The organism is Bordetella tumbae (assembly GCF_965139195.1).
Taxonomy (GTDB): Bacteria; Pseudomonadota; Gammaproteobacteria; order Burkholderiales; family Burkholderiaceae_B; genus Bordetella_A; species Bordetella_A tumbae.
Window position 1 is genome coordinate 64,977 of the sequence record NZ_CBCSJH010000006.1, and the last position, 22,623, is coordinate 87,599.

Annotated in this window: 23 protein-coding genes and 4 pseudogenes; 1 reads left to right on the forward strand and 26 read right to left on the reverse strand. The window is 66.9% G+C overall.

Annotation, left to right across the window (positions count from 1 at the left end):
• Nucleotides 1–100 precede the first annotated feature (100 nt).
• The 8 genes and pseudogenes from ACNA0J_RS09385 to merT form a co-directional block, all read right to left on the reverse strand.
• Entirely contained in the window at nucleotides 101–1,006 is a 906-nt protein-coding gene (locus ACNA0J_RS09385) for a DUF3577 domain-containing protein (RefSeq protein ID WP_003116825.1), read from the reverse strand.
• Nucleotides 1,007–1,316: 310 nt separating this feature from the next.
• Nucleotides 1,317–1,767 (reverse strand): annotated as a pseudogene (locus ACNA0J_RS09390) (XF1762 family protein).
• 141 nt (nucleotides 1,768–1,908) lie between these two features.
• Nucleotides 1,909–2,205, reverse strand: a pseudogene (locus ACNA0J_RS09395) (DUF3085 domain-containing protein); the annotation flags it as partial.
• 33 nt (nucleotides 2,206–2,238) lie between these two features.
• Nucleotides 2,239–2,757 (reverse strand): annotated as a pseudogene (locus ACNA0J_RS09400) (Tn3 family transposase); the annotation flags it as partial.
• Nucleotides 2,721–3,236 carry a Tn3 family transposase gene (locus ACNA0J_RS09405; protein WP_003098931.1) on the reverse strand — a complete coding sequence of 172 codons (516 nt, stop codon included), beginning with the start codon at nucleotides 3,234–3,236 and terminating at the stop codon, nucleotides 2,721–2,723. The pseudogene ACNA0J_RS09400 and the gene ACNA0J_RS09405, both read right to left, overlap by 37 nt.
• 18 nt (nucleotides 3,237–3,254) lie before the next feature.
• The gene (gene merA, locus ACNA0J_RS09410; protein ID WP_003098932.1) at nucleotides 3,255–4,943 is read right to left on the reverse strand and encodes a mercury(II) reductase; all 1,689 of its coding nucleotides are present in this window, start codon (nucleotides 4,941–4,943) and stop codon (nucleotides 3,255–3,257) included.
• A 10-nt stretch (nucleotides 4,944–4,953) separates the two neighbouring features.
• Complete coding sequence (gene merP, locus ACNA0J_RS09415) at nucleotides 4,954–5,241, reverse strand: mercury resistance system periplasmic binding protein MerP (protein WP_003116826.1); 288 nt, start codon at nucleotides 5,239–5,241, stop codon at nucleotides 4,954–4,956.
• 12 nt (nucleotides 5,242–5,253) lie between these two features.
• Entirely contained in the window at nucleotides 5,254–5,604 is a 351-nt protein-coding gene (merT, locus tag ACNA0J_RS09420; RefSeq protein ID WP_003116827.1) for a mercuric ion transporter MerT, read from the reverse strand.
• A gap of 71 nt (nucleotides 5,605–5,675) precedes the next feature.
• Between merT and merR the strand changes: the two genes are divergently transcribed.
• Complete coding sequence (merR, locus tag ACNA0J_RS09425) at nucleotides 5,676–6,083, forward strand: Hg(II)-responsive transcriptional regulator (RefSeq protein ID WP_003098939.1); 408 nt, start codon at nucleotides 5,676–5,678, stop codon at nucleotides 6,081–6,083.
• Nucleotides 6,084–6,344: 261 nt separating this feature from the next.
• Here merR and ACNA0J_RS09430 read toward each other — a convergent pair whose 3' ends face one another.
• From ACNA0J_RS09430 to ACNA0J_RS09515, 18 genes and pseudogenes are all read right to left on the reverse strand, one after another.
• Nucleotides 6,345–7,169: a hypothetical protein gene (locus ACNA0J_RS09430; RefSeq protein ID WP_003098941.1), complete on the reverse strand. Its 825-nt coding sequence runs from the start codon at nucleotides 7,167–7,169 to the stop codon at nucleotides 6,345–6,347.
• A 288-nt stretch (nucleotides 7,170–7,457) separates the two neighbouring features.
• A complete protein-coding gene (locus tag ACNA0J_RS09435; RefSeq protein ID WP_003116828.1) occupies nucleotides 7,458–7,736 on the reverse strand; it encodes a hypothetical protein in 279 nt (92 codons plus the stop codon).
• A gap of 97 nt (nucleotides 7,737–7,833) precedes the next feature.
• Nucleotides 7,834–8,571 (reverse strand): DUF5983 family protein, encoded by a 738-nt coding sequence (locus ACNA0J_RS09440; protein WP_003116829.1) that lies wholly within the window; start codon nucleotides 8,569–8,571, stop codon nucleotides 7,834–7,836.
• A gap of 83 nt (nucleotides 8,572–8,654) precedes the next feature.
• Entirely contained in the window at nucleotides 8,655–9,341 is a 687-nt protein-coding gene (locus ACNA0J_RS09445; RefSeq protein ID WP_003116830.1) for a hypothetical protein, read from the reverse strand.
• Between the two features lie 182 nt (nucleotides 9,342–9,523).
• Nucleotides 9,524–9,916 carry a hypothetical protein gene (locus ACNA0J_RS09450; RefSeq protein ID WP_003050375.1) on the reverse strand — a complete coding sequence of 131 codons (393 nt, stop codon included), beginning with the start codon at nucleotides 9,914–9,916 and terminating at the stop codon, nucleotides 9,524–9,526.
• A 21-nt stretch (nucleotides 9,917–9,937) separates the two neighbouring features.
• Nucleotides 9,938–10,159, reverse strand: coding sequence for a hypothetical protein (locus tag ACNA0J_RS09455; protein ID WP_003120032.1), 222 nt, complete (start codon nucleotides 10,157–10,159; stop codon nucleotides 9,938–9,940).
• Nucleotides 10,160–10,492: 333 nt separating this feature from the next.
• A complete protein-coding gene (locus tag ACNA0J_RS09460; RefSeq protein ID WP_041652386.1) occupies nucleotides 10,493–11,050 on the reverse strand; it encodes a hypothetical protein in 558 nt (185 codons plus the stop codon).
• Nucleotides 11,051–11,293: 243 nt separating this feature from the next.
• Nucleotides 11,294–12,904, reverse strand: coding sequence for a DNA cytosine methyltransferase (locus ACNA0J_RS09465; protein WP_415818645.1), 1,611 nt, complete (start codon nucleotides 12,902–12,904; stop codon nucleotides 11,294–11,296).
• 531 nt (nucleotides 12,905–13,435) lie between these two features.
• Nucleotides 13,436–15,457, reverse strand: a complete 2,022-nt coding sequence (locus tag ACNA0J_RS09470; RefSeq protein WP_415818647.1) for a DNA topoisomerase III — start codon at nucleotides 15,455–15,457, stop codon at nucleotides 13,436–13,438.
• Nucleotides 15,458–15,733: 276 nt separating this feature from the next.
• On the reverse strand, nucleotides 15,734–16,186 hold the full coding sequence (locus tag ACNA0J_RS09475; protein ID WP_003120036.1) for a single-stranded DNA-binding protein: 453 nt from the start codon (nucleotides 16,184–16,186) through the stop codon (nucleotides 15,734–15,736).
• Between the two features lie 73 nt (nucleotides 16,187–16,259).
• Nucleotides 16,260–16,787 carry a DUF3158 family protein gene (locus ACNA0J_RS09480; protein ID WP_057393109.1) on the reverse strand — a complete coding sequence of 176 codons (528 nt, stop codon included), beginning with the start codon at nucleotides 16,785–16,787 and terminating at the stop codon, nucleotides 16,260–16,262.
• Nucleotides 16,784–17,578 (reverse strand): PFL_4669 family integrating conjugative element protein, encoded by a 795-nt coding sequence (locus ACNA0J_RS09485; RefSeq protein ID WP_003090099.1) that lies wholly within the window; start codon nucleotides 17,576–17,578, stop codon nucleotides 16,784–16,786. Before ACNA0J_RS09485 ends, ACNA0J_RS09480 begins: the two co-directional genes overlap by 4 nt.
• A 430-nt stretch (nucleotides 17,579–18,008) precedes the next feature.
• Nucleotides 18,009–19,056: STY4528 family pathogenicity island replication protein (locus ACNA0J_RS09490; RefSeq protein WP_415818650.1), on the reverse strand; the 1,048-nt coding region annotated here is incomplete at its 5' end.
• Between the two features lie 6 nt (nucleotides 19,057–19,062).
• Nucleotides 19,063–19,241: pseudogene (locus ACNA0J_RS09495) on the reverse strand (STY4528 family pathogenicity island replication protein); the annotation flags it as partial.
• A gap of 3 nt (nucleotides 19,242–19,244) precedes the next feature.
• On the reverse strand, nucleotides 19,245–19,805 hold the full coding sequence (locus tag ACNA0J_RS09500; protein WP_003090097.1) for a DUF2857 domain-containing protein: 561 nt from the start codon (nucleotides 19,803–19,805) through the stop codon (nucleotides 19,245–19,247).
• A 14-nt stretch (nucleotides 19,806–19,819) separates the two neighbouring features.
• The gene (locus ACNA0J_RS09505; RefSeq protein WP_415818652.1) at nucleotides 19,820–21,499 is read right to left on the reverse strand and encodes a ParB family protein; all 1,680 of its coding nucleotides are present in this window, start codon (nucleotides 21,497–21,499) and stop codon (nucleotides 19,820–19,822) included.
• Nucleotides 21,492–21,761 carry a hypothetical protein gene (locus ACNA0J_RS09510; RefSeq protein WP_415818654.1) on the reverse strand — a complete coding sequence of 90 codons (270 nt, stop codon included), beginning with the start codon at nucleotides 21,759–21,761 and terminating at the stop codon, nucleotides 21,492–21,494. Before ACNA0J_RS09510 ends, ACNA0J_RS09505 begins: the two co-directional genes overlap by 8 nt.
• On the reverse strand, nucleotides 21,745–22,620 hold the full coding sequence (locus ACNA0J_RS09515; protein ID WP_003090095.1) for a ParA family protein: 876 nt from the start codon (nucleotides 22,618–22,620) through the stop codon (nucleotides 21,745–21,747). Before ACNA0J_RS09515 ends, ACNA0J_RS09510 begins: the two co-directional genes overlap by 17 nt.
• Nucleotides 22,621–22,623 lie beyond the last annotated feature (3 nt).

A 22,623-nucleotide genomic window follows, 5' to 3' on the forward strand; every position in this document is an offset into this window, starting at 1 on the left:
CACGCGGAACTCGGGGGATGAAATGCGCAAGCACGCGTCCTGGGGACGCGGCGTACGTGGGGAGGAAAAGCGACAAGGCCCCGTGAGAGGCCGTGCCGGATCAGAACGAAGCAGCCAATGCCGGCTCCTGCTCCTGGACTTGCGCCTCGGGCTCGCGCTCGGCGGGCTCGGTGGCCGTGTCGATGGCATCGTCGGCTTCGGACGCGGATGCGTCTTCGGCCGGCGGCGCCTCGGCTTGCGCCTGGCTCGTCGGATAGACCTGGGTGCCGTCGATCTTGATGAGACCGATGTGGACCAGCGTCGATTCCAGGCTGGCGGCCGGTTCCCCGGCGTGCTCACCCTTGGTGCGGATGTACGGATCGATCTTCATGTCGTTCAGACGGAAGGCGATCAGCACCTTGCGGTCACCCTCGACGGCCTGAACGCACCGGCGAACCAGGTGCTCGGCTTCCGGGGTGGCGACGATGGTGTCGAAGTACCGATACTCCGGTTCATCGACAGGCCCGGCCAGTGCCGCGACGGTGCAAGAGAGGAACGAGTCGCCAGCTTTTGGGGTGACGTCCTTCACACGATTGAGATAGCCGATGCCGCGGGTGATCAACTCGTGCTGCTCGATCGAAGCCAGTTCGGCCCGGTCGATCAGTTCGGCCTTGAGCAGTCGCGCCTTGAGGGACGCGGCGGCCTGACCCTTCTGCTCACCCTTGTCGCGGATGTACACATCGCCCCACAGGTCACCGAGGCGAAAGCGCACCAGCGGGCGCTGCTTGGGATCGTCAACGCCGATGTAGCGCTGAACGAGCTTCTTGGCCTCGGCACCCGAGACCTTGACGTCGAAGTAGCGGTAGCTGGGGTCCCGGGCGGGGCCGACCAGCGCGGCGATGGTGCATGCCAGGAAAGGCTGCGCACGGCGGCCGCCCCGGACGGGCACTTCACGGACACGCTGGATGTAGCCGATGCCCGAGGTGTGGAGGTCGAAATACGATTTCTCGTTGGACGTGGTGTTCATGGTGAATCTCCATTGGGATGAAGCGGAGACACACCGGCCCACGCATGCGGGGAAGGTGCGTGACCCCGCGGTGGGTTGATAAGGCGAAAGCATCCGCCACCAGAGGCTGGTGGCCGCTCGCGGAAGGATGCGGTGCGAGCTGGCTCGGTCACGCAGTGGGAACTGCGCCGCAACCTCGAAGACCGATGGTTGCCTGGCATGTCGCTGACGACGTCAGCAGGCATGGGGCCAGCATGGCGGGGCCTCGCGCGCGCGGCAGCAATCAATCGGCACCCGGGCGCTTCCCTTTGTCCGCGCCACCCGGCGCCTGTCACAGGCACTTGGCGCCGCGCAGGTGCTCGGGGGTATCGGCGCGCGGACGGCCGGGACGGCTCCAGGCGCCGCCACCGCGCGCGCCGATCAGCCGCCAGCCGGCGGCGCGCAGGCTGGCGCCACCTTCGTCGGGCATGGTGTAGGTGAGCAGGCGTATGTAGCCCAGCGCCCTTGCCGCCTGCCAGGCCGCGCCGTAGAGCTTGCTGCAGGCGCTGGGTGTGCCGTCGGTGCACAGCCGCGTGACTTCCAGCGTCCAGGTGCCGCGCGACCGGGCGGCCGACAATGGCCACGCCGTGGATCAGGTCGCTGTCGCTCAGCGTGACGGCCAGGGCGAACTTCGCGCCCTGGACCGGGCGGTGGTGGCGATGGTGCGACAGAACGAATGCATTGGCCGTGCGCAGCGACACCGGTAGGAGGTGCAGCCTCGGCGAGGTCGATGGCGTGTTCATGCGGTTGTCTCCGGTGGCATGCCGGCGTTGTGGCCGGCGGGGCGTGCCTCGGCGGCTGGAGACAAACGCGCACGCGCGGCGATGGCGGCGGTGCGAACAAAAGAAGGCCCCCGATGCGGGGGCTGCGAGGCGGTTGCCGCGTCAGGCGGGAGGCACCACTGCTAAGGACAGGTGCGTGGCGGTGGCGGAAAGCACGAGATCGTCCGCCGAGTGCTGGAGGCGCGTGAACAGGCCGTCCTTCGGGTCGAAATACTCCGCGAAGTCATCGCCGCCCAGCTCGCGGCCGGCGAGGTGCCACCAGTCATCGAACGGGTCGGTGTCCGGGTTGCATCCGACGGCGTAGGCGAGCAGTGCCTGGCGCCCATCCGGGCGACGCTCCCCACGCTCGGCGAGGAAGTACACGCCCTGATCCTTGACCAGGACAATGCGGCACTGATTGGGGACGTCTCAGAAAACGGAAAAAATCGTACGCTAAGCCGGTTGCAGCGGTCGTAGCGGCCTGAACTTGCCCGCGCCGATCTTGGCGCTGCTGCGCCAGAGGTAATCGCCGGTCAGGTTGATGTGCTCCCAGCCCAGCGGCGACAGGTACTGCAACAGGGCGTCATCGACAGTCTGGCCGTGACCGCGTAAGGCGTTTGAGGCCCGTTCCAGATAGACCGTGTTCCACAACACTATGGCCGCCGTCACCAGGTTGAGGCCGCTGGCCCGGTAGCGCTGCTGCTCGAAACTGCGGTCGCGGATTTCGCCCAGCCGGTTGAAGAACACGGCGCGGGCTAGCGCGTTGCGGGCTTCGCCCTTGTTCAGTCCGGCATGCACGCGGCGGCGCAGCTCGACGCTTTGCAGCCAGTCCAGGATGAACAGCGTTCGCTCGATGCGGCCCAGCTCGCGCAGCGCCACGGCCAGGCCGTTCTGGCGCGGGTAGCTGCCGAGTTTCCTGAGCATCAGCGAGGCCGTCACCGTGCCCTGCTTGATCGAGGTGGCCAGCCGCACCTTGGCGTTGATCGCCTTGCCGGACGCCTGGAACTGCTGCTGATGCTTGTGCTTGGCAGCGTTGAACAGCTTGCCCAGGATGCGGTCGTGCAGGTCGATGATTTCGTCGGTGACGGTGGCCATGCCCTCGATGGCGAGCGCACCAGGGTCGCGTAGCGGCGCTGTGCCTCGAACTTGGCCAGATCGGCGGGCGTCATCTGGCCGCCTTCGCGGGCGATCTTGAGCAGGCGGTTCTGGTGCACCGACCGCTCGATGCCGGAAGGCAGGTCGAGCGCCTGCCAGGCTTTGAGGCGCTCGATGTGTTCGAGTATGTGGCGCGAGTTCGGCTTGACGGGCGACTGGCGCAGCCAGGCCAGCCAGGTCGTCTTGCCGTTGTCGTGGCGCTTGAGCAGATCGTCGAGGCGGTGCCGGTGGGTGGCCGACAGGGGATCGGACAAGGCCGCGTAGATGCGGCGGTTGGCGCGGCTGTAGGCGTTCATCGAACACCTCCCTTTTCCTCATCCGGCGCAACAGGACAGTTGCTTCACGTCCTTGTTGAAGGTCTGCGCCGCGAGCTTCAGTCCCTCGACCATGGTCAGGTAGGGGAACAACTGGTCGGCCAGCTCCTGCACGGTCATCCGGTGGCGGATCGCCAGCGCGGCCGTCTGGATCAGTTCGCCCGCTTCCGGCGCGACCGCCTGTACGCCGATCAGCCGCCCTGAGCCAGCTTCCGCCACCAGCTTGATGAAGCCGCGCGTGTCGAAGTTGGCGAGCGCCCTCGGCACGTTGTCGAGCGTCAGCAGCCGGCTGTCGGTCTCGATGCCGTCGTGGTGCGCTTCCGCCTCGCTGTAGCCCACGGTCGCCACCTGCGGATCGGTGAACACCACCGCCGGCATCGCCGTCAGGTCCAGCGCCGCGTCGCCGCCGGTCATGTTGATCGCGGCGCGCGTGCCGGCCGCCGCCGCCACATAGACGAACTGCGGCTGGTCGGTGCAGTCGCCGGCAGCAAAGATGTGCGGTGCGCTCGTGCGCATGGCGCGGTCGATGACGATGGCTCCCTGCGCATTGACTTCGACGCCTGCCGCTTCAAGGTTCAGGCTGCGCGTGTTCGGCGCGCGACCGGTGGCGACCAGCAGCTTGTCGGCGCGCACTTCCCCCTGCCCGGTGGTGAGCACGAATTCCCCGCCCGCATAGGCAACGTGGCTCGCCTGGGTGTGGTCCAGCACCTCGATGCCCTCGGCGCGGAAGGCGTCTGTTACGGCTTCCCCGATGGCCGGGTCTTCTCGGAAGAACAGCGTGCTGCGCGCCAGGATCGTGACCTGGCTGCCCAGCCGGGCGAAGGCTTGCGCCAACTCGACCGCCACCACGGAGGAACCAATCACGGCCAGCCGCTCGGGGAGCGAGCTGCTTTCCAGCGCCTCGGTGGAGGTCCAGTGGGGTGTGTCCGCAAGGCCCGGGATTGGCGGAAGCGCCGGGCTCGCGCCGGTGGCAATCAGGCAGCGGTCGAAGTTCACCTCGTGCGTGCCGCCGTCAGCGGTCGCCACGGTCAGCGTGCGCGTGTCCCTGAACCGGGCCTCGCCGCGCAGCACGGTGATGGCCGGAGTGCTTGCCAGGATGCCTTCGTACTTGGCATGGCGCAGCTCCTCGACGCGGCCTTGTTGCTGGGCCAGCAGCCGCTCGCGCAGTACAGCGGGCGCTGCGGCCGGCAGGCCAGCATCGAACGGGCTTTCGCGGCGCAGGTGGACGATGTGCGCGGCGCGGATCATGATCTTGGACGGCACGCAGCCGACATTGACGCAGGTGCCGCCGATGGTGCCGCGCTCGATCAGCGTGACGCGGGCGCCTTGCTCCACGGCCTTCAAGGCAGCCGCCATCGCCGCGCCGCCGCTGCCTATCACAGCCACGTGCAGCGCTTGTTCACCGCCAACATGCTTCGTTTCGCCACCGAGCCAGCCCAGCGCCTTGTCTAGCAGGCCGGCAGGCTTGTTCGGCGTGTCGGTAAGCCGTGCGCGATAGCCGAGCGTGGCCACTGCGGCAACCAGCGGGGCCACGCTCACGCCTGCATCCGCCTCGATTTCGGCCTGCCGCTGCGGATAGGACACCGAGGCCGCGCGCACGCCGGGCACGTTCGTCAAAGCCTGCTGGACGTGCTCGGCGCACGACGTGCAGGTCATGCCTTCGATGTGGAGGGTGATCGCCTCGGCCATGATTACGCCCTCACTGCTTGACGCTGGACGGGTAACCCGCGTTTGCGGTGGCCTTGGTCAAGGCGTCGGCATTGGTCTTGGCCTCGTCGAAGGTGACGACGGCCTCCCGCTTCTCGAAGCTGACTTCGGCCTTCTCGACGCCGGCGACCTTGGACAGAGCCGTCTTGACCGTGATCGGGCACGCGGCGCAGGTCATGCCGGGCACCGACAGGGTGACGGTCTTGGTGGCAGCCCAGGCGGGCGCGCTTAGAGCGGCGGCCAGGGCGATGAGGGTGGTGAGGGTGGTGAGTTTCTTCATGGTGATCTCCTTTCAGTAGAACAGCGGCAGGACGTAGGGAAACGCGAGGGCAACCAGAACCAGGGCGGCCACGATCCAGAAGATCACCTTGTAGGCAGTCCGCACTTGGGGCACGGCGCAAACGTCGCCGGGCTTGCAGGCATGGGCTGGTCGGAAGATGCTGCGCCAGGCGAAGAACAGCGCGATGAGCGCTGCGCCGATGAAGATCGGCCGATACGGCTCCAGCACGGTCAGGTTGCCGATCCACGCGCCAGAGAAGCCGAGCGCGACCAGGACAAGGGGGCCGAGGCAGCAGGCCGAGGCGAGGACGGCCGCGACGCCGCCGGTCGCCAGTGCGCCGCAGCCGTTCTTGGGTTCCGACATAAGGTTCTCCTTCCGGGACTTCGCTTGATGCTGTAACGTTACTTCCGTAGTCAACTACGGAGTCAAGCGCCATGGAGAACGCTCAAGAGAATCTGACCATCGGGGCCTTCGCCAAGGCAGCCCGGGTCAACGTGGAGACGATCCGCTTCTATCAGCTCAAGGGCTTGCTACCCCAGCCGGAGCGGCCCTACGGTCGCATCCGCCGCTACGGGCAGGCGGACGTGGCGCGGGTGAAGTTCGTGAAGTCAGCCCAGCGCCTGGGATTCAGCCTGGATGAAGTCGGCCAGCTCCTGAAACTGGAGGACGGCACCCATTGCAGCGAGGCGGCCGAACTGGCTGCTCACCGGCTGGCCGATGTGCGCGCACGCATGGCGGACCTCACGCGGATGGAAGAGGCCCTGTCGACGCTAGTGAGAGAGTGCAACGCGCACCATGGCAATGTTTCCTGCCCGTTGATCGCAGCTTTGCATTGCTGCTAAAGGGCCCACTTCGGCTCTTAGCGTACGATTTTTTTCCGTTTTCTGAGACGACCCCTGATTGGCGATGGCTTCGGTCAGCACGGGGCGCAGGTCAGCGCCTTTGAATCGCAGTGACATGGATGAAATCTCCTGTGTGGAAGAATGAGAAAGGCCTCCATCCGATGGGATGAAGGGCCTGTAGTGCACGCGGCCGGAACGGCTGGAACGCCGTGGCGGATGCCTCGGGTCAGCCGCAGGACCGCCCGGTTTCGCTGCGGGGCGTCATGCCGGGACGGCCTGGCGCTTGCGGGCCGCTTTCGCGTCGAGGATGCTCACGTCGATCTGGCGCCAGCGCCCGTCGTCGATGAGCCTCTCCAGCACTTCGCCGAGCATGTCGAAATACACCTCGTCGTGCCGATCGACCAGTTCGACCGATTCACCGTTCTGACGGTGCAGTTCCACCACGTAGGTGTCTCCGCCGCGGTCGTAGAGGATCGTCACCCGGCCCTCGAACTTCGCGGTCGAGACCGTGAAGCTGATCGCCGGCGGGGTCTCGATGATCTTGGAGGGCGTGGGATCGACCCAGGTGAAGTCGCGGGCACCGGCATCCACCAGCATGTGGGTGATGCGCCGGAAGCGATCGGGGGCCGGCATCTCCTCCAACTGCTCGATGAGCTGGCCCAACTCCATGCACTGCGGCGTGGGAATGGGCAGCTTGGCCGGCGCCGAGCCGAGGATGTGCCTCGTGATGGTGTACGGCGTGCCGTCCGAAGTCTCCTCGGTGATGACCTCCGGCGTGTCCGCGCGCAGTCCGTCGAAGCGACGACGGGCATAGGGTTGGACATGCACCTTGGCGCCTTCGGCAGGAACCGTGGTCACCAGGCTGGGATCGAGCACCGCGAACTCGGAAGGCTTGAGCTTGACGACGATGGCATCGTCGGTCGCGGCGACCACCTTGCCGTCGAAGGGTTGGGGGTCGATGGCGAAGCCCAGCGTTGAGGACAGCGGCTGATCATCGAACACGCGGTACTTGAACGACCGCACGTTGCGGGGCACATGGCCTGCGACCAGCGAAGGCATCATGGATTTGATGAGGGAACGATCCATGGGGAAACTCCTTGAGGAAAAACAAGGGATTCCCCGCCCGCAAGGGAGAGGTCCCTTGTGGGTGGCGTGGATGGACGCGGTAGGTCCGTAGGAAGAAACGACCAGCACGGTTTCCCGCGCTTGCAGCCTCGAAGGTCTCGACTGCCTGGGCATGTGCCGGCAACGCCGACGAACATGGGGCAAGCATGGCCCTGGGGCGGTCTGCCTGCCCGCAGGAAACGGCACCGCACCACAACCGTTTTCCTGTGCTGCGGGCAAGAAAAAGCCCCTCGAAAGGGGCTGGAGGAATCAGGCTTGGTACACGAAGTAGTGCTCGCGCTGACGCGGAAAGAACACGTGTTTCCACGTGTCGCCGCTTGTGTTGCCACCGTCGAAGACGACCATTTCGTAGTCGTCCACGTCGGTGTCCACCAGGTCGGCGCTGGCGATATGGCGCATGTGCAGCGTGCCGCTCATGCGCTCGAATACCAGGATCTGGCCGATGGCATCTTCCTGGCTCATGGCGTTGACGCAGGCTCCGAGTTGGTGCTCGAAGTCGGATGCGGGTGTGATGAGGTCGGGGAACATGGGATCGCTCCTGTGAAAGTGCGCCGGCCCGGCTCTCTGGCGGGAGACCGGGCCGGCATGCGGTGAGGACAAGGAAGGCCGGGGATGTGTGTGGCAGCTATTCGCCGGCCAGCGATAGGCCCGGCAACACGGGTGCGTCGGCATCGAGGATGAGGATGCGCACGTCGGCCTGGCCGGCCAGTTCAAGGATCTGTGCCAGCTCGTCCGGCATGCCCTTGCTGCGGTGCTCCTGCCGAAGCTGCTCGGCGGCGATCCCCTCGACGTCCTGCAGGTGCTGGTCCGTCCAGGGCGTGGAGATCAGCTTGACGCCGATCGCCGGGCTGTAGGGAATCCGGAACGCGATGAACAAAAAGGCCTCCGGCGTCGCGAGGTCAGCCAGGTTGGCCAGGTACTGGCCGGTTTCGCGGCTGATGTGCGCGCTGCTGATTTCCCAGCACCGGCTGTAGTAGCCGGTCTCGAAGCTCAACCGCTGCACGACTTCCCGTGCGGCCTCGGCCGAATAGGTGTCGCCAATGTGGACGGGGCGGCCGTCGAAGTCGTCGCCGTGGATCGCGTACACCACGGCACCCACCATGCCTTCGCCGCTGCCCCCTTCAGCCGCGTCGCATTCGGCGATCAGTGCGGCGCCGACAGGTTCGGTGCCAGTCCTGACCACCGCGAAGTCGCTGGTGATGATGCAAGGAGAAGAAACCAGCGCCGCGTCGCAGAGGTGCTGCTGGCTCGGGTGGATGTTTCGCCAAACATGCGGGCTTCCGTCCTCGTAGCTGATGGACAGCGTGCGGACGATTTTCAGATTCCAGTAGCCGCGTAGAAAGGGATTGGGATTCTGGGACATGGGATTTCTCCAACAGAATAATGATGGAGCAAATCCCCGCCACCGGGAATTGACCCCGGTGGGTGGAAAGAAAGGAAACAGCGTCAGGTGACGCTGATCGTTGGCGTTTGGGCCAATCGCTCGGCGACGCGCCGGCGCAAATTCATGCGGAATGGCTCGTCGCTGACGCCCGCCAGCAGATTGATGGTCTCCAGCGCGATCAGGGCCGAAGCCTCTTCGATGTCGGCGGCCACAATGGTCTTGCGCAATTGGTCGCCGAGCTGGAGGGCCTGGGAGGAGGAGCTGATGAAGCGGACCTCGCGGCTCAGGTAGCAGCCGTTGCCGCCGAACTCGAACAGCCGCGGCTTGCTGCAGTACCAGCAGCCCTCGAACTGGATGGCGGTCAGGTGGTGCCCGTCATCGAACCGGGTGGCGATCAGAAACAATGCGTCGAGATCGGCGGTGTCCTCGAACGAATGACGGTCGATCAAGTTCCCCAGCTCTTCGTCCTCATCGGCACGGAAGTGCACGGCGAGCAGTTCGAGCAGCGGCGGGATCGACAGCCCTTCGTCGTCCGGCATCGGAATACCGAGTTGCGTGGCCAGGTCTTCCAGGCCATCGAGCACGTCCGGCCATTGCGGATTGGTGGTCTCGGCGATCTGGGCGATGTAGGCCTGCCCGTTGCCGGGGTGGCTCTCGTCCAGCGCGAAGGCGCCGAACAGCGCCTGGATGACGGGCGTCACACGGTCGAGCACGAGAACGCCGGTGGCTTCGTAGTAGTTGTTGGCCATGAAGGCTCCTTTCGATGAATGAACGGAGCCAGCCCTTGCGGACGATGGCATCCGCAGGGGAAACCGCCTGATGCCGGATGGCGCTGGGCGGGGAGAAAACGCGAGGGACATGGCCTCGAACGAGGCGCATGTCCCTCATGGGGTCCCGTGAACGCAGTGATGAAGGTGTGCCAGGGACCGGCTCACCAACCGCTGTAGTTCAGCAGCAGGTCGGCGATCACCTGGCGACGTGGCAGATCGAGGCCGTCGAAGTCCGACAACCCGTTGAAGTGGCAGCGCTTGAGCATGGCACCGCCCTCGCGCGCGTTGTAGAAGCTGACCATCGCGGACAGGAACATGCGTTCCCCGCTGCTCAGGACGCCGAGGGCGTCGTTGAGCCGCAGCATGTCGGGACGCAGATCCCACTTGCTCTTGGCCTGGTTCAGACCTTCACGGGTGCCATCGCCAAACCATTGCGGGCCGGCGATTTCGACACCACGCTTCCAGGCCTCAAAAAAGGCTTGGGGCGCAGCGCTGAAATGCCGTTCTTCCCGAACGATCTGATCGACGACTTCCTGCGGCAGTAGCTGGTTCATGACGTGATTCCTCCAGTTGGATCAGGGAATGGCGAGCTGGGACCAGCCGCCTCTTTCGAGGGCACGTTGAGCCGCAGCATGGCTGCGGAAGTACTCACGAGATTCCCGCGAAACGGGACCTTCGGTATCGCGCGTGCCGATGTAGTGGCCGGCGGCGCTGTGCAGGACTTCGAGCGGCAGGAACTTGCCGCAGTAGGTCAAGGCCAATTGACCGAATCGGCCGAAAGAGGCTTGCTGGGACATGGATGGGCTCCTTGGAAAAGCGGGGCCCTGTCCCTCACGGGATGGCAGCTCCCGCACGCGGTTGAAAAAAAAGCATCAGCGTCTTGGGAACGCGCGTCCGCGCAATGGATGCGATGCGGACTGGTGGGTTGCGCGGAGAGAACCCCGCGGCAGCCTGAAACCCTGGCTGCTGGCATGTGCTGACGAATCAGCGGACATGCGGACAGCTTCGTGAGGGTGCCGCGCCACGTCAGTTGGAAATCGGCATCTGGTCCAGCCCCGATTGATGTGCGCAGGACAAAGAAAAGCCCCGCAACGAGTGCGGGGCGGTCATGACGGTGCGGTGAGGCTGGATCAGCGGGGCTTGTCACCCAGGACATGCTGCTTCCAGATGGCGAATGCCTCGTCCGCTGGCAGCTCGGCCAGGATGATGATGGGCTGGTCCTGTCGGCTGCGCAGCTTTGCGAAATACGCCGCGCGGTCGGCAATGGCCTTGAGCTTGATGCCCTTGAGGAACAGCAGCCGGCCGTCCTTGATGAACAGCACCTTGTTGCCGATGTCGCGGTTGAACGCGGTGCGCAGCTTGCGCTCCGCATGCATGGCATCGGCCAACTGGTCCACGAGGAAGTCGAGCGTCATGTCGATGAGAAGCGGCTCGTCGTCCTCGCGTTCGACGTCGAGCGATGCCGGCGGCAGGCTCTTGGCGAATTCCTCGGCCTGGGCCAGCAGCGCGGCCTGGCCTTGCAGCGGGCGCACGAACGTCGAGCCGCCGTGTCCGTCATTGCGGGCTTCGGCGATGGGCCTGCCGTCGAACATGACGGTGGCGGTGAAGCACAGCGTTTCCTCGCTCGCGAAATCCGCGACCTTGAGGTTCTTGAGCGTGATGCGGTCTTGTCGGGTGATGGTGTCCATAGGAAGTCCTGTTATCGACCGGGTTGACGACACGCCCCTGACGGGACGCGGCATACATCCCGTGGGTTGGAGGAAGGTGGCATCGATGCCCGGTGGGCAGCGTTCGCCGGAGAGATGCCGGGGCGAACTGGCGGGTGGCGTGGGAGGAACCCACGGCAGCCTTGACACCCTGGCTGCTGGCTGTTGCCGATGCGTCGGCAATGCAGGAGGGAGGATCACGCGGCCCGCCGGCCGCGTCGTGCATCAATCCGAAGCGCTCGATCCCGTCTTGTGCGGGCACTGCAACAGCCGCTGGCCCAGCCACGCGACACACGGCACGGCCATGGAGTTGCCGATCGCCTTGTAGCGGGGCGCGTCGGCGGCGGGCTTGCCGCGGTACGGCACCAGCGTGTAGTCGTCGGGCATGCCTTGCAGCCGCTCGCACTCCACAGGCATCAGCCGACGTACCCGCCACTGCGACCAGTCGCCCGGGCCGGGGTCGTTCCAGTCGTAGCGGAAATGTGCCTCGAAGTCCGGTGCCAGCACATGGGGCTTGTCGGCACCGCCGCTGCTGGTGCGCAGCGCGGTCGAGACGCCATCGCCCAGTTCAGCGGCCAGGCCTTCGGTGCGACCGCGCAGCGCCACGCCGATCACCATCGGCCGGCCCTGGCCCGGCTTGCCGCCACCCGTGGAGAGCGTCCCGGCAAGCTGGCCGTGGCCGGATTCCAGCCGCAGCTCGCCGCGCGAGTTCTGCGCGAACGCGATGGCCGGCACGACGCCGGCATTCGCGTGGCTGAGGCGATGCCCGCCCGCGCGCAGCGTCGGTGCCCAGGCCATCGTTGCATCGGCTCCGCAGCCCTGGGCGGTGAAGGCGATGATCGGCACACCCTTGCCGGTGCCGTCCTCGCTGCAGCCCTTGCCGCCGTTGGCGGTGCTGAGCGTGTGGCTGATGCTGCCCGCGATGGACTGCGCCACGAAGGTCTCGACCTCGAAGTCGTTCTTCGGGCCAGGTGCCGCGGTCAGGCAGGCCGCGACGTCAATGGGGCCTGCGGTGTTGCCCCCGCCGAATCCGAACGTCACCGTGGCCTTGCCGTAGGGCTGCTTCAGTCCTGCATATCCCGAGTACCCGCCTGCTGCCGCAGCGCCCGATCCAGCAGCGCCGGCAGCGTCTTGCCACGGCACGAAGCCCGGCGAAGAATCCCCGCGCACGCCGTCGCGCTCAAAAAGTACCTCGGCGGGATCGACGCCACCTCCACCACTTGCCACAAGAAACACGCGACGGCGCCGTTGGGCGACGCTGAAATATTGAGCATCGAGCACGCGCCAGGCGATGCGGCGCCGGGGTCCAGACACACAACCTGCGTGCGCCCATTTTTGCCCTGGCGGTTCGAGCGCACGGCTTTCTCCAGCCAGTGCTCCCAGGAAGTGCCCGAAGGCGTTGCTGCGGTCGCTGAGGACGCCGGGGACGTTTTCCCAGACGAGCGTTGCCGCCGGGCGGCGGTCTTGGTGGCGGGTTTGGTCGATGGCATTTGCAAGCTCCACATAGGCAAGGGTCAAGGCACCACGTGGGTCGTTCAGCCCCTGGCGCGCGCCGGCCACGCTGAACGACTGGCACGGCGTGCCGCCGACCAGGATGTCGGGCGCTGGCACGGTGCCGGCGCGGACCTGGCGGGCGATCGCGGTCATGTCGCCCAGGTTAGGCACGCGGGGGTAACGGTGGGCGAGCACGGCGCTCGGGAACGGCTCGATCTCGGCGAACCACGCGGCTTCGAGGTCGAGCGGTTGCCAGGCGAGGCTCACGGCCTCGATGCCGCTGCAGACGCTGCCGTAGAGCAGCGGCGTGTTGCGCGGCGGTGCGCAAAGATTCGGGTGCATGTCGGTCTCCTGTTCGTATGGCGCAGGGCCATCGCCCTGGCCGGGGCGTTGAAAGGCAGGAGAAAGGCGCCGAAGGCCCCAGGGGCCTTCGGCTCGGGAGGAAAGAAGAACCACCCGTGGGCTGATTGGCAGGCCCGGTCGTCGCTAGAACCGTCTGCTCATCAAGCAATCACACCCGGCCCATGTCGTGGCTGGGGCCGGCATCGTCTGGCGCACATCCGCGCACAAAGGGAGCCCGTTTTTGCGCCGGCGGGCACCGGCACCGAATACCGCTGACCGCGAAGGGTCTCCGGATGGCTCGCACAGGCAAGCCATCGGGGGACCCTTCGCAGCGGCGGAAGGAATGCAGACGAGGAGAACGCGCGGGGTGCGGTTCGCGGAGAAGCCACCTTCAGGTCCCGCGGCCGGGGACGGCCGGACGGGACGCGCACACGGAGCAAGAAGGCGTTGCGCGCTGGGGCGTCCCGCAGGGCATGCGGGACACGGGCCACGCCGCCGATGGCGGGCATGGCTCACGGGGAACGGGGGCGGTCAGGCGCCTTTGCAGCCACCGCCACTGGTACGGCGTGGACGCGAGGCACCACGCCTGGACGTGCCGGTTGCCACCGGCAGCGTGCCTTTGCAGGCGGGGTAGCGACTGCACGACCAGAACGGGCCGCTCTTGCCGGTGCGCTGGCGCGTGGGTGCGCCGCACTGCGGACAAGCCGGTCCTTGGGGAACCTTGATGGACAGGGACGTGCTGCCGTACTGCGCGATCAACTGCGAAATCCATGCAGCCTGCTTGCCGATGAACACATCCAGGGTGAGTTGTCCGGCCTCGATCATGTCCAGCGCCTGTTCCCAGACGGCGGTGGTGCCGGGGTCGGCAATCGCCGCGGGCACGGCGTCTATCAGCGTGAGCGCCGCATCCGATGCGCGGATGGAGCGTCCCTTCTTCACGATGTAGCCGCGGGCGATCAGCCCGCTGATGATGTTGGCCCGCGTCGCCTCGGTGCCGATGCCCGTCGTGTCCTTGAGCTTCTGCTTCAGGCGCGGGTCGGTCACGAAACGCGCAACGCCCTTCATCGCCTTGACCAGTTCGCCCTGGGTATAGGGCTTAGGCGGCATCGTCTTGAGGGCCTTGATGTCGGCCCCGGCGATCTGGCATGCCATCCCGTCACGCAGCGCAGGCAGCACCTGGCTGCGCGCGGCACCATCGCCGTCCTCGTCCGCTTGCGGTTCGGCCAGCAGCAGGCGCCAGCCCTTGGCGACGACTTGCTTGCCCGTGGCCACCAGCTTCTGCTGGCCGCAGAAAAGCTCGGCCACGGTACGGTCGAACTCGTGATGAGGGAGGAACTGGGCCAGGTAATGCGCCCGGATCAGCCGGTACACCGCCTGTTCCTTCTCGCTCATGGCGGACAGGTTCGCAGGTTCGAGCGTCGGGATGATGCCGTGGTGCGCGGACACCTTCGTATCGTTCCAGGCGCGCGAACGCACGGAGCGGTCGAGCTGCTCCATGATCGGGCGCAGCGAGGGATCGGTGTTGAGCAGGCTGCCGAGGACCGTAGGCACCTCGGCGAACATGCTTTCGGGCAGGTAGCCGGAATCCGAGCGCGGGTACGTCGTGGCCTTGTGCGTCTCGTACAGGGCCTGAGCGATCTCCAGCGTCTCCTGCACGTCCAGCCCAAGCTGCTTGGAGCACACCTCCTGCAGGGTGCCCAGGTCGAACAGCAGCGGCGGGCCCTCGCGCACGCGCTCGGTCTCGACCGACACCACCTGGGCACTGCCCGCGGCGCGGATCTGCTGCGCGGCCTGCTGTGCGACGGGCTGCTGCAGGCAGCGGCCGGCGTCGTCGGTGCTGGCATCGTGTGCCACCCACTGCGCGGTGAACGTCTGACCGCCTGCGGACAGGGACACGTCGATGGCCCAGTACGGCACGGACACGAAGGCCGCGATCTCTCGGTCGCGGTCCACCACGAGTTTGAGCGTCGGGGTCTGTACACGCCCCACCGACAGCACGCCTTCGTAGCCGGCCTGCCGCCCGAGCACGGTGAACAGCCGGCTGAGGTTCATACCCACAAGCCAGTCGGCGCGCGAGCGCGCCAGCGCCGAGTAATACATCGGCAGCGTCTCGGCCGAGGGCCGCAGCTTGGCGAGCGCGGTGCGGATGGACGCATCGTTGAGCGCCGACAGCCACAGGCGTTCGATGGGACCGCGGTAGCCGCACAGGTCGATGATCTCGCGGGCGATCAGTTCGCCTTCGCGGTCAGCGTCGGTGGCGATGACAAGCTGGGTCGCCTTCGCCAGAAGCGCTTTGACGACCTTGAATTGCGTGGCGGTCTTCGGCTTGACCTCGACCCGCCACTGCTGGGGAATGATGGGCAACTGCTCCAGCGACCAACGCTTGAGCGCCGCGTCATACACCTCGGGTGCTGCCGCTTCGACGAGATGGCCGATGCACCAGGTGACCGTGACGCTGGAGCCGTTGAGGCAGCCTTCACCGCGCTGCGTGGCGCCGAGAATCCGGCCGATGTCTTTGCCCTGGGAGGGCTTCTCGCACAGAAACAGCCGCATGTCCGTCCATCCGCTTCCCGTTGTTCATGGAGTTGCTGGGATCGAGGATGCCGAGCGCCTGTTGGGGCAGCAGCAAACAAGCTGCATGCGGCAGCGACCGCTTTCACGAGATGGGATGGCTGAGGCGGGGATGGCGTGCGGCCGGCGATGTGCGAGTCGGGAGCCGCGATGTTCGGGAGCGCGTGGAAGCCGGTGGACGCTGGTGGCGCTGTCCCCTGGGGATAGCTCGCGAGGACATGGGGGGCGGCAACGTACTGCGGCCGCCCCCCCGTCGGATCACTTCCTGCGCTTGGGCTCCTTCGGCGCAGCCGGTTCCTGGGCGGCCTGGGGCTTGGGCTGCGCGTCCTGTGCGGTCTCCTGCGATTTGGGGCTCAGGACGACGGACTCGATGCGGAACGGCAGGATGCCGACGCTGCGCGCGTTGATCTGCCAAGTCTCACGTGGCTGATCCTCGTTGTCGGTCCAGGGTTCGCGCTCCATGCGGCCGACGACCAGCACGCGCATGCCCTTCTGGTAGAGGTCCTTCCAGTGCGCGGCGTCGCGGTGCCAGATTTCCACCGGCGCCCAGAAGCCGCCGCGATCCTCATAGTCGCCGCCCTTGGTGGGAACGGGGTTGTCGAAATACACGTTCAGCCGCAACAAGCGCCGCGGTTCGTCGTTGCCGTTGGGGAACTCCCGGTACTCGGGGGGCGAGCCGATGTTGCCTTCGCCCGAAAAATGCGTGCTCATGTTGCAATCTCCTTGGTGGTTGAAATACCCGCACCTGGTCGGCGCCGGGCGCGTGCTGGGATGCCCGGCGCAATCACCGATCGCGCATTGCGGCGGGAAAGGACGTGAGCCGGCGCAGGTAGGCGTCTTCCGCCTCGGCGGCCTTGCTGGCGCACTCCTGTGCCTGCCTGCCCAGGGTGTGCAACAGGCTGATCTGCATGTTCAGCGTGATGCGCTGCAGCTCGATCGCGTGCAGGTCGGCCAGCAGGTTGACCGGCGTGCTGGTGCTCGCCATCAGCTCCTGCCACAGGGCCACGCCCATGGCCGAGCGGTCGTGCCTGCGCCAGCGCAGGAACGTCGTTCCCGCGCCAGTGGTCTGCTGGGCCAGTTCCACGGGCAGCAGGTGGAAGGGATGCCCACTGGCCTGTTGCAGCACTTGTCGCTGCGCCAAGCCGATCAACTCGTCGCGCATGGCGAAGCACTGGCTGGCCCAGGCCTCCAAGTCCCCTTTACCTTTAAAAGGCTTTAAAAGGCCTTTTAGAGAGGCCGCGTGTTCCAGGCGCATGAAGGCTCCCTGTTGCAGGCCCCGGAAGTAGCGGGTCGGCTGGTTCAGATCGCTCATGCGGATTCGTCCTCGCCGGCAGTGGCTGCGTTTTCGGATGGGTCGGCAGCAGCGGCCGCATCACCATCGACGCTGGTAGCGGCTGCGGCAGGACTCTCACCGCGCTGTTGCAGACCACGGCGCACGATGGGTGGCGCAAACTTCGAGCGGCGCGTGCCTTCGAGCACGTCCTGCGGCAACTCGCCGAACTTCTCCAGCGCGGCCCGCGCTGCGGCATTCTTCGCCGCGAAATCGTCGCGGGTGCAGCCCGAATAGCGATACTGCTGGGCCAGCGAGAACAGGCTGCGCAGCGCGTGCGCGCCCTCGTTGAGCCAGCGCTCTAAGGTGCTGCGGTCGATCAGCGCGGTGTGGTGGGCGAGGATCAGCTTGCGCGCGATGTCGTCGTAGTCGGCCAGGAGATAGACAGCGGCAAAGCCCAACTGCGCATTGACGAACAGCGGCAGCTTGACGGGCTGCACGTTGAGGTTCTCGCCCAGGGTCAACGCGGCGGGCACGCCGGCCAGGGCCTGGTCCACCTGTTCGCGCAGCGTCTGCAGCGTGGTCTTGGTCTGGTCGAGCTTGTCCTCGATGCGCAGCATCCACCAGTCGCTGTACGGGTCGTCCTGCTCCGAGCCGCGCTTCATTTTGTTCATGACGGCGATGTAGCCGTTCAGGCCGACGATGCCCGGTCGCCCCTCGGCGGCGGCGCGGCCATGCCAGATGCGCGAGGCGTGGTGGGTGTGCAGCGTCAGCGACATTGCGCTGCGCAGGGAGCCGAGGTTGAGTTGCAATGGTTCGTTGCTGGTTGCCATGGTGATCGCTCGCTGGTGGACAGGGAGCCGCCAGCATCCGCATGCGGCGGAAGGCAGTCAGTCAACAAACCGAAATGAGCCGGCCCCCGGTTCTGTGCGCGCTGGCGGCGCAGCGCGCAACGGTCCCCTGGGGACCGCTCCGCAGATGGGCATTCACGTTGGCGCTCCGGGCCTCGGTCGTCGACGGGTTGCGTGCTGCACCGCACGTCGCGCTGTCGTTCGACACCATCCTTCGCAGCACGGCCGTCCCCAGGGGACCGTTCCGCTGAGCGCCATGGAGGTTTGCTTCATGGCCTTGCCAGGCGCTTTGCCCAGGTTTCGCGCAGCAGGTCGCGCCGTCACCCGGCGCTTCACCGCACAGCCGTCCCCAGGGGACCGTTTCTGCCAACCGCCATGGAGATCTACTTCACGGCTTTGACGAGCCCTGTGCTCAGGTCTTGCGCAGCAGGTCGCGCAGGCGCTCGATGTGCTGCCGGGCCACCTCGGGCGGCACGACGTTGCGCGGCGGCTCGGATGGTGGCGCTCGCGCCGCCGATGGTGTTGGCGGTGCTGGGCCGGTCTGCTTGGCCCACGCATTGAACTCGCCGCGCATGGCGCGCTGGATGATGCCGAACAGATATCCGGCGGGGTTGCGGATGCCATGCTTGCCGCACCGTGCGGCCCATTCGTCCAGCACGGCCTGCCCCAGGGCAGCGTCCACCTGCTGCAACGCCATCCTGGCTCCGGCCTGCTGTTCCGCTTTCAGTTCCGCGAAGCGCTTGGGCCATTGCAGGTCGCCCAGCGCACGCGCCTGCGCGGTAGTACGTACTTCATTAATACGACTACTACGTACTGTACGGTCCTGCTTCGGATTCCGAAGAGCGCCGTCTGGCGCGGGTTTCGGCCCTGCTTCGGATTCCGAAGAGGGGCGTTCGCCATTCCGAAGAAGGCTCGCGGGCCCTTCTTCGGAATCGTGGATCGCATCCTCCTGTGGATAACTTTCGGTGGCGGTGATGCCCTGGTCGGCCAGGCGCTCGGCGAGCACTTGCAGCCGCGACGGCAAGGTGCGTCCGGACAACATCGGGTCGTCCGCGATCTCCTGGAGGGTGTTGAGTCCCACCACCTGAACGGCCTTGGCCGAATGCCCCAGCGACTGGCTGACCAGGGCCAGGTAGTCGGCGTCGAGCTGCATGGCCTCGAACGGTGTCAGGGGTTCGTCATGCAGGACGTAGAGGTTTCCGAGGATGCGGCCGGTCTTGGGGTCGCGCCGTCGTCGCACGAGGCTCAGCCAGCGCGTCAGGCGCAGCAGCGTCAGCGCCCGCGCGACGGTCTCGTGGGAGGCTTGTCCCGCGCAGGGCATGGACGCCAGCCAGGGGCGCAACTGCTCATAGGTCGGGAACGCCGTGACGCCGTCGTCGTTGAGCATCAGCCGGAACACCTGCCAGGCGTTGCGCTCCAGCGGTGTCAGGCGGCGGTCGAGGAACAGCCGCCGCGGCACGNTCTCNTGCCGATTGCCACTGAACAGGAAGGCGTCGCCGGACGCGGCAGGCGTGGGCACTGCCATGGGCGCTGGCGCGCTGGGATGTGGCTTGGGCGTGAGGTCCTTCAGCGCAGCGTCGAACAGGTCGGCGAGTGCGATGGGGCCTTGACGCGGGGCTCGTGGGGCGGTGTCGTCCACGGCCATGGCCTAGCCCAATCCCTGATCGACCCAGTTCCTGATCGCGGCCCAGACCACCGAGAGCGGCAGTGACATGCCCTCGGCCAGGTCCATGGCCGCATCGAGAATCGAGGTCTCGTCCTCCAGATCGACGTTCCTGCTGCTGGTCACGGCTTTCCATTGCCGCCACAGTTCGGTGTCCTGGGTCTCGTCCAGGACGGGGTGGCGCCCCTTGCGCTTGGGCAGGCCGAGGATCTCCCGCCGCAGGGCGACTTCCTGATGGGTCAGGCCATAGAAGCGGCTGACCATCTCCGTGCTGGCCCCCAGCCGCAGCATGCGATCGACCGTGGCGATTTCCTTCTCCACGTCCTGTGCCTGGTTGAGCAGGCGCTGCAGCACTTCGCGGTTGACCGTGACCGAGCACCACGAGACGCTGGCGTTGGCCAGCACGCTGATCAGCGCGGGGTGCTTGAGCGCATCCAGCTCGGCCTCGCCGAAGCCCATGGCCTTGCAGCGGCGCAGTTGGCCGTTGCGAAGGTCATACAGCGCCTGGGCGATCACGGCCTGGTTGAGCGGATGCGATGTGGACATGCGACCTCCCTCGCTCACGTCCCGGGCGCCGTGGTGCCGGCTTCCAGGTCCAGCAGACGCCGGGCCAAGCGGAGCAGCCGAAAGAGCTTGACCAACGCCGTGTCGCTCAAGCGCCTTGCGCCGCTGCCATGGCCTTGGCTCTGGCCGTGCAACAGGGTCGGCAGGTCGGCGGCGAGCTGCGCGCCGTCCAGGCCCGCTTCGGCGACGGGCTGACCCGTCAGGGAAGTGAGGAGCGTCAGCACCGCGCGGCCGAGCGGCGACGGGGCTTGGCCGCGGGCGCGGCACGCAAACCCGATGCCATCGGCGCGATCCTCGATGTACTCGTCCAGGCCTGCCTCCCCGGCGATCTCGCGCGCGAACTGCGCGATGTGGATGCGCAGCCGATCGGGCGTGTCCAGGCCCGCGTCGATGTACCAGACATCGGAGATCGGATAGAGTCCGCCGGCTTGCACCGGGATGGACTGCAACACGCTCGCCGAGAAGTCGGGCGGCAGCGCATCGCCCAACTGGTCGGCGACCATGCGCTGGATCGACTGCAGCCGTTCGGTCGTCGGTGCCGGCGAGACGATGTGCTCACGAAGCAGATCGCTCGGTGCAGCCGCCGGGCTTCCCGTGGCCGCTTCGCTAGCCGCCGTGTCGTCGTGGCGCAAGGTGGGCTCGGACGCCGGAGGGCTGGCGGGTGGAGGACCGGCCGCCGCTGCAGGCGTGGCGATGGACGATGCTGCGCCCGGCGGAGTCGGCGTGCCGGCGGTGGGCGAAGGCAACGCCGGCTGCGCCGCAGGTGGCGTCGGGTCACTGACCAGCGCCCGGTGGCGGCTTTCCGATTCGGTCAGGTCCAGCGCCAGCACGTCGTAGCAGATGCCCAGCAGCTCGGACATCTGGCCGATCAGCTCGTCTTGCACGCGCTGCGGCGCGAACTCGTCGCCCTGCGTGTCGAACTGCGCCAGCACCTCCTGAAAAAAGCTGTCGAAGTCCAGCGGCAGCGAGCGGTCCTTGGCGTAGTGCTCCCAGGTGCGTTTGCAGGCCGTGCGCATGACCGACAGCCGCTCGACCTGGTGGCGCCCAAGGCCGCCATAAAGCACGGTGGGAATGGCGGGCAGCAGGTAGCGCACCGCGTCGGCCATGCGGGTGATGTGCGACCGCTGGACGGGGAAGCCATCGGCCGCCAGGCGGCGGGCCAGTTCCGACTGGCTCAGGGCGGCGCCGCTCTCCTGCTCGTAGAACTCCCGTGCTTTCTCGACGCCGAGCGCGCGCTCGATGAACGTGAGGCCACCGCGCAGTTCGTTCTCGGCAAGATGCCCGGTCAGCGCGACGATTTCACCGCGCTCCGGCCATGGTCGGAACAGACACGATATGCGGAAGAAGCGTTCTTCCTTGGTCTCCGACCAGAGTTCGCGCAGGATCGCCAGCCGCGTGTTGCCGCCGTTGCGGATGATGTAGTGGTCCCCGCCGGGCCGGCGCGTGATAGCCGGCGCCGCGTCCAGGCCGCGCTCGCGGATGGACGCCTTGATTTCCTCGTAAGCCGGGTTGCGCTTCATGCGCGGGTCATGGTCGTAGGGCCGCAACTGGTCAAGCGTCACGACCATGGGCGTGTCCGCGATCGGGTCGCTCAAGGCCGTAGCCGCTGGGCCGCTGCGCTCGAAGCCGGCCGCGAGCAGCTTGCCTGCCATGTCCTGCGAGGTCATGTCAGCCATGGCCGCACGCCTCGCAGTCCCCACGACCGCCGGCCGGCGCCATGCGGGCCTCTCGCTCGGCGCGGCGGATCTGCGCACGGGCGTTCAATTCGGCCCGGTGGTCACTCGCTGTCGAACTCGTGTAGATCGCCGCGCAGCCGGCCTTGGTGAACTTGAGGTGCCCGCCCGGCGTGCGCTTGACGTGCCAGCCCTCGCCGACCGCGAACTCGATCAGGGCGCGCAGCCGCTTGTGGCCGCGGGCCAGCTCATGTGCGTTCGCCATGGGGCCTCCCAGGATCAAGAGGTCGCTGCGGGCGGCCGGATACTTGAGCCAGTCGGTCCTGCCATTGCGGGAACAACTCGCTGGCGAGCGCGCGCATCGTGTCGAGCGCGGCAGGGGCGACTCTGCCGGGCGGCTGGCGGTGCTCGACCCGATGCACTGGCAGGCCGCGCGTTGCGGCGCGTGGATACGCTTCTATGGCCGGCACGTCGGTGGCGAGCACGCGGATGCCGGCGCTGTCCTGGAACAGGTCGCGCAGGGCCTGCTGGATCAGCCGTGCGTTGGCGGACACCGGGTGGACGCGGTTGATGAGCAAGTGCAGCGGCGGCGGTTCGATACCCAGGTGCCGGTACGGCGCAATGTCTTCGAGCAACTGCATGGTGCCGCGCCGCAGCTCGCGTGCCGCGAGGATCTCCGGCGTGACGGGCGACAGCGCGAGATCGGAGGCGAGCACCGCCATCTCCAGCAGCACGGAACGCGCGCCCTGGGTGTCGATCAGCACCAGGTCGTAGAGGGGAGCAAGTGCTGGCAGCAGATGCCGCAACCGCAGGCGGCCATCCGGCGCATGCAGCAACAACGTGTTCAGCTCGCCCCGGTGGTCGTTGGACAGCACCAGGTCCAGGCCCGCGATGATCGTGCGGGACACGAGCTGGCCAAGGTCGCGCTCGTTGAAGGCCAACAGCTCATAGATGCCGCCCGGCGCGCGCTGGGTCAGTTCGTAGTAGGAGGACAAGGTGGGCTGCACGTCGAGATCGAGCAGCAGCACGCGCAGGCCCGCGTCCGCGGCGAGCCCGCCCAGGTTGGCGGCCGTCGTGGTCTTGCCGACGCCGCCCTTCGTTGAAATGATGGACACGACCTGCATGGC

What these genes read in the sequence shown, in the direction of transcription:
- ACNA0J_RS09385 (WP_003116825.1), bottom strand. Translation starts at nt 1,006, where the DNA reads ATGAACACCACGTCCAACGAGAAATCGTATTTCGACCTCCACACCTCG.
- ACNA0J_RS09405 (WP_003098931.1), bottom strand. Translation starts at nt 3,236, where the DNA reads ATGAACGCCTACAGCCGCGCCAACCGCCGCATCTACGCGGCCTTGTCC.
- merA (WP_003098932.1), bottom strand. Translation starts at nt 4,943, where the DNA reads ATGGCCGAGGCGATCACCCTCCACATCGAAGGCATGACCTGCACGTCG.
- merP (WP_003116826.1), bottom strand. Translation starts at nt 5,241, where the DNA reads ATGAAGAAACTCACCACCCTCACCACCCTCATCGCCCTGGCCGCCGCT.
- merT (WP_003116827.1), bottom strand. Translation starts at nt 5,604, where the DNA reads ATGTCGGAACCCAAGAACGGCTGCGGCGCACTGGCGACCGGCGGCGTC.
- merR (WP_003098939.1), top strand. Translation starts at nt 5,676, where the DNA reads ATGGAGAACGCTCAAGAGAATCTGACCATCGGGGCCTTCGCCAAGGCA.
- ACNA0J_RS09430 (WP_003098941.1), bottom strand. Translation starts at nt 7,169, where the DNA reads ATGGATCGTTCCCTCATCAAATCCATGATGCCTTCGCTGGTCGCAGGC.
- ACNA0J_RS09435 (WP_003116828.1), bottom strand. Translation starts at nt 7,736, where the DNA reads ATGTTCCCCGACCTCATCACACCCGCATCCGACTTCGAGCACCAACTC.
- ACNA0J_RS09440 (WP_003116829.1), bottom strand. Translation starts at nt 8,571, where the DNA reads ATGTCCCAGAATCCCAATCCCTTTCTACGCGGCTACTGGAATCTGAAA.
- ACNA0J_RS09445 (WP_003116830.1), bottom strand. Translation starts at nt 9,341, where the DNA reads ATGGCCAACAACTACTACGAAGCCACCGGCGTTCTCGTGCTCGACCGT.
- ACNA0J_RS09450 (WP_003050375.1), bottom strand. Translation starts at nt 9,916, where the DNA reads ATGAACCAGCTACTGCCGCAGGAAGTCGTCGATCAGATCGTTCGGGAA.
- ACNA0J_RS09455 (WP_003120032.1), bottom strand. Translation starts at nt 10,159, where the DNA reads ATGTCCCAGCAAGCCTCTTTCGGCCGATTCGGTCAATTGGCCTTGACC.
- ACNA0J_RS09460 (WP_041652386.1), bottom strand. Translation starts at nt 11,050, where the DNA reads ATGGACACCATCACCCGACAAGACCGCATCACGCTCAAGAACCTCAAG.
- ACNA0J_RS09465 (WP_415818645.1), bottom strand. Translation starts at nt 12,904, where the DNA reads ATGCACCCGAATCTTTGCGCACCGCCGCGCAACACGCCGCTGCTCTAC.
- ACNA0J_RS09470 (WP_415818647.1), bottom strand. Translation starts at nt 15,457, where the DNA reads ATGCGGCTGTTTCTGTGCGAGAAGCCCTCCCAGGGCAAAGACATCGGC.
- ACNA0J_RS09475 (WP_003120036.1), bottom strand. Translation starts at nt 16,186, where the DNA reads ATGAGCACGCATTTTTCGGGCGAAGGCAACATCGGCTCGCCCCCCGAG.
- ACNA0J_RS09480 (WP_057393109.1), bottom strand. Translation starts at nt 16,787, where the DNA reads ATGAGCGATCTGAACCAGCCGACCCGCTACTTCCGGGGCCTGCAACAG.
- ACNA0J_RS09485 (WP_003090099.1), bottom strand. Translation starts at nt 17,578, where the DNA reads ATGGCAACCAGCAACGAACCATTGCAACTCAACCTCGGCTCCCTGCGC.
- ACNA0J_RS09500 (WP_003090097.1), bottom strand. Translation starts at nt 19,805, where the DNA reads ATGTCCACATCGCATCCGCTCAACCAGGCCGTGATCGCCCAGGCGCTG.
- ACNA0J_RS09505 (WP_415818652.1), bottom strand. Translation starts at nt 21,499, where the DNA reads ATGGCTGACATGACCTCGCAGGACATGGCAGGCAAGCTGCTCGCGGCC.
- ACNA0J_RS09510 (WP_415818654.1), bottom strand. Translation starts at nt 21,761, where the DNA reads ATGGCGAACGCACATGAGCTGGCCCGCGGCCACAAGCGGCTGCGCGCC.
- ACNA0J_RS09515 (WP_003090095.1), bottom strand. Translation starts at nt 22,620, where the DNA reads ATGCAGGTCGTGTCCATCATTTCAACGAAGGGCGGCGTCGGCAAGACC.